We start from the raw sequence: 9670 nt of genomic DNA, 5'->3' as shown, positions 1-9670 counted from the left end.
GCAGAGCCGATGGTACTTGGACCGCAGGGTCCTGGGAGAGTAGGTCGCCGCTAGGCGTGATGAGACCCAGATCTGAGATCTGGGTCTTTTTCTTTTTATATGTGAAAAGGAAAATGAAGAGGCGCCATGCTTGAAGATGAGATCCGAACTGAGATCGAGTCTTTTTCTTTTGAATGCGAAAAGGACATAGAAAAGGTGCCGCGTTCGACGCGGAGCGGAGAACCACCGGAGCGAAAGCGGAGGTCTGGTACTTGGACCGCAGGGTCCTGGGAGAGTAGGTCGCCGCTAGGCGTGATGAGACCCGATCTGAGGATCTGGGTCTTTTTATTTAGCTCTTTTCTAAAATATTGTTGCTTATGCACTCTGTCTGTTTTTCTGATATAATGAATGCGAACGTAAGTTTGTATTCAAGGGGATGTACGCATGAAATGGGCGAATGTTTATGAGCTTTTCGTTGCACAAACATATGAGCAGGAACGCAAAGAAACACTCAATCGTGCTTGAGTCATGTAGGAATGCCATATTCCCCTCCCTGTGTGGTCATTCAAGATGGCTTGAGAATTGCACTAACCAGCAGTATTGTTTATGTAGTCAAACTACATATATGAGTATTTTGACTTAAGAAAGTATTACATTTTAAACAAAAGGAGCTTGTGGTTGGTGAGTGACTTGAATAACGAAAAAATACCGAAGGAAGCGATCCAAGCATTTAAAGTTGTAGAGGAGTTGCTTGGCAGTGCAATAGTCGGGGTATATCTATTTGGTTCTGCAGTAACTAGTGGCTTACGCATTAATAGTGATGTAGATGTCCTAGTGGTTGTAAATAAAAGTTTGACTGAAGTGATTCGCAGAAAACTGACAGACAGACTAATGCATATATCCGGAAAGATAGGAAATTCAGATTCTGTGCGACCACTTGAAGTCACGGTAATAAACCATGGAGATGTTGTCCCCTGGCGATTTCCGCCAAAAAATGAATATATCTATGGTGAATGGCTCAGGGATGAGTTTGAGAATGGACAGATTCAGGAACCAACTTATGACCCTGATTTGGCTATTGTTTTAGCACAAGTGAGAATGAATAGCGTTTCTCTTTTTGGTTCTGATGCTTCTGATATACTTGAACCCGTGCCGATGACACATATTCGAAGGGCGATTATGGAATCTTTGCCAGGATTAATTGAGGGCATCAAGGGCGACGAACGAAACGTAATTTTAACCCTTGCACGAATGTGGCTGACAGTGGCTGTTGGTGAAATCTCATCAAAAGATATGGCTGCAGAATGGGCTATACCTCAGTTGCCTAAAGAGCATGCGATTTTACTCAACTTAGCAAGAAAAGCCTATCGCGGAGAGTATGTTGATAAGTGGGAAGGACTGGACAGCGAGGTAATAGCACTCGTTAATCATATGAAAAACTCTATAGAGTCACATCTTAGTATCTGAACGTGTTTGAAAGACTTAAAAACACGAAAATAAGAAGAGATTGTGAAGCAATGTACTTAAACAAATGGGTGCGGTAGTTAGAAAATTGAGCAAAACCAATAACGGATGGTGGGTTTTGCTTTGCTTTTCTATGGAAATCAAGTGAGCAACAATATTATAGAAAAGAGCCTTTTATTTTGAATACGAAAAGGAAATAGAAAAGGCGCCGCGTTTGAAGCGGAGTGAAGAGCCACTGGAGCGAAAGTGGAGAGATGGTACTTGAACCGTAGCGTTCCAAAAGAGTAAGACGCCACGAGGCGAGATGAGACCCGATCTGATGACCGGGTCTTTTATCTTTTGGCAAGAGGAAATATATGGGATCATAAGCTCTTGGAGGTTGGCAGTCTGCAGATCGAGAAGAAATGAGCTAGATTTGATAGCTGATCCCTCCATTGCAAATGACAAAAAGCTGTTGCGTCTTGAGGGGCGCGACAGCTTTTTCATAATTTCTGTAGCAGAGGCTCTCCTGACCATAGTCACACAGTCGAACCGTTAAGTTGAGGGGAGCGAAACAATAGATCACAACTACCCCCGGGGACGAAACACGAGCGCACCGAGAAAGCCGAAGACGATCGCAGCTGAGATGCCTGCGCTCGTCACTTCAAAAATGCCGGTCAATACGCCGACCAATCCATCTTTCTGCGCTTCCTGCAGCGCACCGTGCACCAGCGCGTTGCCGAAACTTGTGATCGGCACCGATGCGCCTGCTCCGGCGATTTTGATCAACGGATCATACAGCTCGAACCCTCCTAATATCGCCCCGGCCACAACGAGCGTCGACATGGTGTGGGCGGGGGTAAGTTTCATCACATCCATCAAAAACTGGCCGACCACGCAAATGGCACCACCGACGAGAAACGCCCACAAAAAGATCATTGCACTCCCTCCTCCGATTCCGCTTCGATGGAAACAGCATGGGCGATGCAAGGTATCGATTCATTTTGCTGAAACGTAAGCGGAGATAGTAAAGCCCCGGTCGCAACCACCAAGATTCGTTTCCATTCCCCTCTTTTCATCCGATGCAGCAGGTGACCGTACGTGACAGAAGCGCAGCACCCGCAACCACTGCCCCCCGACCAGACATTCGGATTCTCTCCATAGATCATCATCCCACAATCTCTGTATCGCTCTGGTGGAATCTCGATCTGATGCTGTTGAAACATCTCGGAGAGGATGCTATGCCCGACACGCCCCAGATCTCCGGTGACGACAAGATCATAGGCGGTCGGGGAGATCTGCAGGTCGCGAAAATGGGACTCGATCGTATGAAAGGCTGCCGGAGCCATCGCAGCACCCATGTTGAACGGATCAGTCAGCCCCATGTCGACCACTCGTCCGATGGTGGCCGACGTGACGCGAAGACCTGCACCCTCACGTCCGACGACGGCCGCCCCGCTTGCTGTTGCCGTCCATTGCGCCGTGGGGGGTTTTTGCGCACCGTATTCGGTCGGATAGCGGTATTGTTTTTCGGCGGAGGAGTTATGGCTGCTCGTCGCGGTCAGCACATAGTCGGCAGATTGGCTATCCACGATTAAGGAAGCGAGAGCAAGGCCTTCCATCGAGGTCGAACACGCTCCGAACAGCCCGAGAAATGGAGTCTGTAACGTGCGGGCTGTAAAGCTGGAGGAGACGATCTGGTTCATCAGGTCGCCGCAGAGAAAATATTCGATCTGCTCTTTTGTCAGCCCCGCCTTCTCGATAGCTTTGTCACAGCACTCTTCCAACAGGGTCTTCTCCGCCTTTTCCCAACTGCTTTGGCCCAACAGCATGTCGCCGTGGAGCGTGTCAAAATCATCGGCTAGCGGTCCTTGAGCTTCAAGCGGGCCTCCGATCGCAGCTGAGGAAAGAATCACGGGCTTGCTCGGAAACAACCATGTTTGATGCCCTTGTTTCATCGATGATCAGCCTCCCATCGAGATCAGTGTCCGGATCACCCCGATGACGAATGCAGCGAAAACGCCAAAGACGATCACAGAACCTGCCAGTTTGAACATGTTGCCGCCGACCCCGAGCACATACCCTTCGCTTTTGTGTTCCAGCGCGGCCGATGCGATCGAATTGGCAAATCCGGTGACCGGAACAGCGGTGCCAGCCCCTGCCCATTGCGCAATCCGATCGTATACTCCAAACCCGGTGAGGAGTACGGAGATCAAGATGAGCACCGCAACGGTCGGATTGCTCGCTGTCTTTTCATTAAAGTCGAAAAAATGGATGAAGCACTCCTGAATACCTTGAGCGAGCACACAGATCATTCCGCCCACAAAAAAGGCGCGGAGAAATCGGCTGATGAAGGGGATTTCAGGTTCATGCTTTTTGGCAAGCGTTTGGTATTGCTGCTGAGTGGGGGTCAATTTCTGCTTTTTCTGATTTGCCATCGCCTTGCACCACCTGTGATTGATCTAGCGAGTCAAGAGAGGTGTAACGTCGTCCAAAACTTGCTTCAGCCGTGCTGCCTCTTGCTCGTACCTTTTTTTCGCTGCGGCGTCCTGTACAGATAGCGCGAAGATTTCCAGGTCAGCCTGACATTTTTGTAAGGTCAAGTATGTAAGCTTCAAGGTCTGAGGTTGCGGAACTTGAATCAGATCATCAAAGAGGTCGAGAAACAGCTGGCCGTTCGTGTCGACCTGGCCGATGAATACATTTTCCAGCAGTACGCCAGCTTTGTTGAGTTCGGTGTTCAGCCATCCGCGGTTAAAACCGCGCGTCGCGAGGGACTCGTCGAGAATCTTCCCGTCCATGATCACCGTTTGCGGCTCTGTCTCAGGAGCGACAGTCACGCCGAGATGCTTTGGCGTGATCGGTTGATTTTGTGATTTCATCAGGACGCTCACTTTTCCATTCGGTTCCATCAAGGCGAACTCGACGTCGGCCACGCGAAATGCATTTTTCAACCGCAAGTGCTCCAACAGTTCATCAGAAGACATCCGCTCTTTTTTGAGATTGTCTTCCATCACCTTGCCGTCCTTGATCAGAATCGTCGCTTTCCCTTCGACAAAATTGCGAACCGACTTGTTCTTGAGGGCAAGCCATCCGAGCAGGATCGGAAAGCCAGCGTAGACAGACATCGCGAGGATGCCTTTGTACATAGGGCCGCTGAGATCATCTGCGATCATCGCCGCCAGATCGCCGAGCGCGATCCCCACGGTGTATTCGAAAAACGTCATCTGGGAGAGCTGACGTTTGCCAATGAGCTTCGTGAGTATAAAAACGAAGACGATCGATACCAAGGACCGGATGAGTATATTCAGCCAATCTGGCATGCTACCTCCTCCTTAAAAAGGGAGAGGATCGTCCTCTCCCTCCATGTTCAGGCAATTTTAAAATCCTTTGTATTGCGGTTCTTCCTTCTCCAGCTGCGTGACACGCTGTTCAAGGTTTTGCAAAATGGTCTGCGTGTCTTGAGCAGCTTGTGTATACAGTTGTTTTGCTTGTTTGTTTTGCGTTGCGAGTGCAAATGATTCCAGATTCGCCTGAGCGCCTTTCAGAGAAGCCACAGTTGTTTTTACCTGTTGTGAAATCGTCATGACGGTCACCTCCTTTGACAAGTATAGAATCTACAACAGGGCGGTATTTATTCGTTTGCAGGTCAGATCGCGGTGGGACGCCGTCGCTCTGAACGCACGTTTTGCAAATGAGTGGCAGAGTTTGTTTGAAAAGCAAAGATGCGCGGACACAGCAAAGAGACCCTCCCGTTTTAGCGGAGGGCCTTACAAGGAAAGCTGGTCGACGCGGCCTGTTTGAAGGGCGCGTCGACCAGCTTGAATTTGTGGGAGTTAAAACGTGCGGAGACCCATCGCGCTCCTGACTTCTGCCAGAACCAGCTCAGCAGAAGCGCGCGCTTTTTGGCCGCCGATCGTCAGGATGTCCACAACATCATCGTCCGACACTTGCGCACGGCGCTCGCGAAAAGGTTCGACGATCGAGGTGAGCGAAGTGGCGAGATGATGTTTGCAATCTGCACATCCGATGGCCGCCTGTTGGCATTGAGCAGCAAGGCCGTCCAGCAGATCAGCCTCTGTGAAGAAGGAGTGAAGGTGATAGATGTTGCATCCTTCGATCGTCGGATGACCGGGCTGATGCTTATAGACCCGAGCGGGGTCAGAGTACGCTTTTTTCACTTTTGCTTGAATCTGATCGCTCTCATCTCGCATCGAGATATACGAGTCGCGCGCATCCGATTTGCTCATCTTGCCTTGACCGGAGAGCGCGGGGATGCGAACAGCATTTTCAATCAGCGGTTGAGGCTCCGGAAAGAGGTCGCCATAGATCTGCTGAAAGCGGCGCACGATGGTGCGCGCCATCTCCAGATGAACCACTTGGTCTTCGCCCACCGGCACGAGGGTGCCCTTATGGATCAGGATGTCTGCCGCCATCAAGACCGGATAGCCGACCAGACCGTAGTTGATGTTGTCAGGATGCTTTTTCGCCTTCTCCTTAAAGGTCGGGCAACGCAACAGCTCTCCGAGCGGCATCACCATGCTGAGATAGGTGTGCAGCTCGCCGATCAGATCGGAGATCGAGCTCTGCGCATACAGCGCGCACTTTTCCGGGTCGAGCCCGGCCGCCACATAATCCCTTGCGACGCCGATCAGGTTGCGGCGCAGGTCAGCGGAGTTCGGATGCGTCGTCAGCGAATGCAGGTCGACGATAAAGAAGTAGGCGTCATACTGGTCTTGCAGGCGGGTCAGATTGAGCAGAGCACCGTAGTAGTTGCCGAGGTGCAGTTCGCCGGTCGGGCGGATTCCAGAAGTTACGATCTGTTTTTGTTGCGTCTGTTGGTTAGCCATCAAAATCCCTCCAAATTGTTGTTGGTTGTACAGTGTGAAAGAACCACCAGCCATCGCTCATGCGAAATCACTCCCTTTTGACATCGAAAATAAAAAAGGGCCTTCGTCCAAAAAAGGACGAAGAACCCGTGGTGCCACCTTTATTAGCTTGCGCAGCAGCGCAAACTCACTCTTCGGTACTCGACTACAATACCTAGTCTCTTGTATCGGTGAGACATCTCCGCCAGAGCCTACTTCTCTCGGTTCGGTCTGGGAGCTCCGAAGGCCATTCAGCAACATTTCCACACTGACTCGCACCGTCCGTCAGCTCTCTGAAGTATCAATGATGCTTACTCTTCTTCATCATCGCAAACATGTGAAATTGTTAGTATTCTACTCCCCATGCCGGAAAAACGCAACTGCATTTTTTCATGCGTGGTATACTGGGGGGAGAATGTTTGTTCGAAAGGATGTTGGGTTGACGTTGGCAAAACATCTCGTCATTGTAGAATCACCTGCAAAAGCGAAAACGATCAATTCCTATTTGGGAAAAGAATATATTGTCAGAGCTTCGATGGGACATGTGCGCGATCTGCCCAAAAGTGGGCTCGGCGTAGAGGTGGACAATCAGTTCCAGCCGCAGTATGAAGTTTTGAAGGAAAAGACGGCGGTCGTCAAAGAGCTTCGCTCGCTCGCCAAGTCGGCCGACCGAATCATCTTGAGCACCGACCCTGACCGCGAAGGCGAGGCGATCGCCTTTCATCTGGAGGCGCTGTTGCGCCCGAGCAATCGCAACATCGAGCGCGTGCTGTTTCATGAGATCAACAAAAATGCGATCTTGCAAGCGATGCGGAGCCCGCGCCAGATCGATTACCGCCTGGTCGACTCCCAGCAGGCAAGGCGGGTGCTGGACCGTCTGGTCGGCTATAAGCTCAGTCCGTTTTTGAGCCGCAAGATCAAACATGGGCTATCGGCGGGGCGCGTGCAATCGGTGGCGCTGCGGCTGATCGTGCAGAGGAGCGATGAGATCGAGCAGTTCAAGCCGGAAGAATACTGGGAGATCAAGGCGCAGGTGCACACCGATCCGCAAGCGCCGCTCTTCACCTGTGCCCTGGAGAAGATCGACGGCAAAAAGGCGAAGATCGGCCAAGCGGATCTTGCTGCCGCTGTGGTCGCAGAGGCGAAAGAGCAGACCTTTGTGGTGCGGAAGGTGGAGCGAGCGGAGAAAAAGCGCTATCCTGCACCGCCGTTCACAACGTCGACGCTCCAGCAAGAGGCGGCGCGCAAGCTTCGCTTCGATGTGGCCAAGACGATGCGAGTTGCCCAACAGCTTTACGAGGGGGTCAGCGTCGAGGGCAAGCCGACAGGGCTGATCACCTATATGCGAACCGACTCGACGCGGGTGGCGCCGGAGATGCAACAACAGGCGCTCCGGAAGATCGAGGAGTGGTTTGGCGCGGACTATCGCCCGAAACGACCGACCAACTATCGATCAAAAGGTGGCGCGCAAGACGCACATGAGGCGATTCGTCCGACCCATCTCGATCTGACCCCGGCGCGGGTTCAATCGCAGCTTTCACCGGAGCAGTACCGCGTCTACAAGCTGATCTATGAGCGATTTTTGGCGAGTCAGATGTCGGCCGCCATTTACGATACGGTGTCGGTCAGCATCCAGTCTGGACGATTCGACTGGAAGGCGAATGGGCGGACTTTGATCTTCGACGGTTTTCTGAAGCTGTACGAAGAGGGCAGGGACAGCAAGCACGCGGGAGAGGAGAAGGCGGATGAGGAGCCGATGTTGCCGCCTGTCGCAGAGGGGCAGCAATTGATCTGTGAGAAGATCACGCCTTCGCAACACTTCACGAAGCCGCCAGCCAACTTTACTGAGGCCAGCCTCGTCAAAGAGCTGGAAAAGCGAGGCATCGGACGGCCGAGCACCTATGCGTCGATCATCTCCGTGTTGAAGGCGCGCGACTATGTGACGGTCGAAAACAAGAATTTTTATCCGACCGACATCGGGAAGGTGGTCAGCCAGACGCTGGTGGAGAACTTCCCCGAGCTGATCAATGTCGAGTTTACGGCGGAGATGGAAAAACAGCTCGATCAGGTGGCGGAAGGCGAGCGCGACTGGCGGGGGATGCTTCAAACTTTTTATGACCCGTTTTCCAAAGCGCTGGAGCTTGCGATGAAGTCGGCTGAGCGAGTGGTGCTCGGTGAGGAGACGGTGCTGCCCTGCCCGGCGTGCGGGCAAAAGCTGTGGAAGCGATCGACGAAGTTTGGCCTCGTCTACGCATGCGGCGGATATCCGTCCTGCAAATTTATCGTTCCGGTCGGCGGGCAGACGGAGGTCCCCTGTCTCAGCTGCAGCAAGCCGCTGTATCTGTGCGATGTGACACCTAAAGGCAAGCGCAAGGCGGTGAAGCAGTATCATTGCTACCAATGCCGGGCGAAGTTTGCGTATGGAAAGGGTGGCAAGCCGGAGCCGCTGGCGGTGGAAACGGAGCATTCTTGCGAAAAGTGTGGGAAGCAGATGGTCTTGCGCAAAGGGAAGTATGGCGAGTTTCTGGCCTGCAGCGGGTATCCGCAGTGCAAGCATGTGCAGAAGGTGGACAAGGAAGGCAACCCGATGGCAAACGTTCCAAAGCTTGTGCAAGTGACCAACCAATGCTGTTCGAAGTGCGGTTCGGTGATGGTGTTGCGCGAGGGGAAGGGAGAAAAGTTTCTTGGGTGTTCTGGCTACCCGCGCTGTCGCACGACCGGCAAATGGAGTGAAAGCGTGCAGGTGATCGACGAGCTCGAATTTGCTGACGTGAAAAAGAGATATAAACAGGTGAAGAAGAAAAAATGATCAGATCCCGAGCAGCTAGTGCAACAGGTTGCTCGGGATTTTTATGACTACAGGTGGTGATGGGCGGCAGACCGATTCTATGCTGGCTTAGAGGGGCAAGCTATCTGAAAAGCGGATGTGCATCGAGGTTGGAGAGATGAGAGATGAGAGATGAGAGATGAGAGATGAGAGATGAGAGATGAGAGATGAGAGATGAGAGATGAGAGATGAGAGATGAGAGATGAGAGATGAGAGATGAGAGATGAGAGATGAGAGATGAGAGATGTGTTCCGATCGCGTTCCGAGCTTTAGATCGATCGGGTCAAACGGATCTTTATTGAGCTATTTCGAGAAACAAGTTATGGTTCTGTGCGATTTCTGTAAAGAGAGAACAAAATCAGGAGCTTGTTATGTCGGACAGGTTATAAAAGCTGATTACAATGAAATTTGTTCTCAAATCAGGGGAAGCATGCGTTGTATTGCCTCTTGGTGCCGTGGTAAGATAACTCTTGTCGCCGCGAGAGAGCGGACGACGCGAAAGAGCAAAACGATTGATCCTTGAAAACTAAACGAGTGTTATGAAGAGAGATGC

Annotated in this window: 8 protein-coding genes and 1 other annotated feature; of the genes, 2 read left to right on the top strand and 6 right to left on the bottom strand. The window is 51.7% G+C overall.

What is annotated here, in order from left to right; genetic code table 11:
- The first annotated feature begins 660 nt into the window (after positions 1-660).
- Positions 661-1446, top strand: coding sequence for an aminoglycoside nucleotidyltransferase ANT(9) (gene ant(9), locus ACFSOY_RS12355; RefSeq protein ID WP_386047087.1), 786 nt, complete (start codon positions 661-663; stop codon positions 1444-1446).
- Positions 1447-2010: 564 nt separating this feature from the next.
- Here the strand turns inward: ant(9) and spoVAE are convergent.
- The 6 genes from spoVAE to trpS all read right to left on the bottom strand — a co-directional run bounded on the left by spoVAE (position 2011) and on the right by trpS (position 6272).
- Entirely contained in the window at positions 2011-2361 is a 351-nt protein-coding gene (gene spoVAE / locus ACFSOY_RS12350; protein WP_386047085.1) for a stage V sporulation protein AE, read from the bottom strand.
- Positions 2358-3380 carry a stage V sporulation protein AD gene (gene spoVAD / locus ACFSOY_RS12345; RefSeq protein ID WP_386047083.1) on the bottom strand — a complete coding sequence of 341 codons (1023 nt, stop codon included), beginning with the start codon at positions 3378-3380 and terminating at the stop codon, positions 2358-2360. Before spoVAD ends, spoVAE begins: the two co-directional genes overlap by 4 nt.
- Positions 3381-3386: 6 nt before the next feature.
- A complete protein-coding gene (gene spoVAC, locus ACFSOY_RS12340; RefSeq protein ID WP_386047081.1) occupies positions 3387-3860 on the bottom strand; it encodes a stage V sporulation protein AC in 474 nt (157 codons plus the stop codon).
- A gap of 24 nt (positions 3861-3884) precedes the next feature.
- The gene (locus ACFSOY_RS12335; protein WP_386047079.1) at positions 3885-4745 is read right to left on the bottom strand and encodes a DUF421 domain-containing protein; all 861 of its coding nucleotides are present in this window, start codon (positions 4743-4745) and stop codon (positions 3885-3887) included.
- Positions 4746-4802: 57 nt separating this feature from the next.
- Positions 4803-5009, bottom strand: a complete 207-nt coding sequence (locus ACFSOY_RS12330) for a DUF1657 domain-containing protein (RefSeq protein WP_386047077.1) — start codon at positions 5007-5009, stop codon at positions 4803-4805.
- 249 nt (positions 5010-5258) lie between these two features.
- Positions 5259-6272: a tryptophan--tRNA ligase gene (gene trpS / locus ACFSOY_RS12325; protein ID WP_386047076.1), complete on the bottom strand. Its 1014-nt coding sequence runs from the start codon at positions 6270-6272 to the stop codon at positions 5259-5261.
- Between the two features lie 110 nt (positions 6273-6382).
- Positions 6383-6627: a binding site (T-box leader), on the bottom strand.
- Between the two features lie 108 nt (positions 6628-6735).
- Between trpS and topA the strand changes: the two genes are divergently transcribed.
- Positions 6736-9099, top strand: a complete 2364-nt coding sequence (topA, locus tag ACFSOY_RS12320; RefSeq protein WP_386047074.1) for a type I DNA topoisomerase — start codon at positions 6736-6738, stop codon at positions 9097-9099.
- Positions 9100-9670 lie beyond the last annotated feature (571 nt).

The organism is Tumebacillus lipolyticus (assembly GCF_042682745.1).
GTDB lineage: Bacteria > Bacillota > Bacilli > Tumebacillales > Tumebacillaceae > Tumebacillus_A > Tumebacillus_A lipolyticus.
The sequence above is the reverse complement of the archived record's forward strand: the minus strand, read 5'-3'. Positions and strand labels throughout refer to the sequence as shown.

Excerpts from the sequence above, each read along its gene's own strand:
- spoVAE (WP_386047085.1), bottom strand. The coding sequence starts at position 2,361 with ATGATCTTTTTGTGGGCGTTTCTCGTCGGTGGTGCCATTTGCGTGGTC.
- spoVAD (WP_386047083.1), bottom strand. The coding sequence starts at position 3,380 with ATGAAACAAGGGCATCAAACATGGTTGTTTCCGAGCAAGCCCGTGATT.
- spoVAC (WP_386047081.1), bottom strand. The coding sequence starts at position 3,860 with ATGGCAAATCAGAAAAAGCAGAAATTGACCCCCACTCAGCAGCAATAC.
- ACFSOY_RS12335 (WP_386047079.1), bottom strand. The coding sequence starts at position 4,745 with ATGCCAGATTGGCTGAATATACTCATCCGGTCCTTGGTATCGATCGTC.
- ACFSOY_RS12330 (WP_386047077.1), bottom strand. The coding sequence starts at position 5,009 with ATGACGATTTCACAACAGGTAAAAACAACTGTGGCTTCTCTGAAAGGC.
- trpS (WP_386047076.1), bottom strand. The coding sequence starts at position 6,272 with ATGGCTAACCAACAGACGCAACAAAAACAGATCGTAACTTCTGGAATC.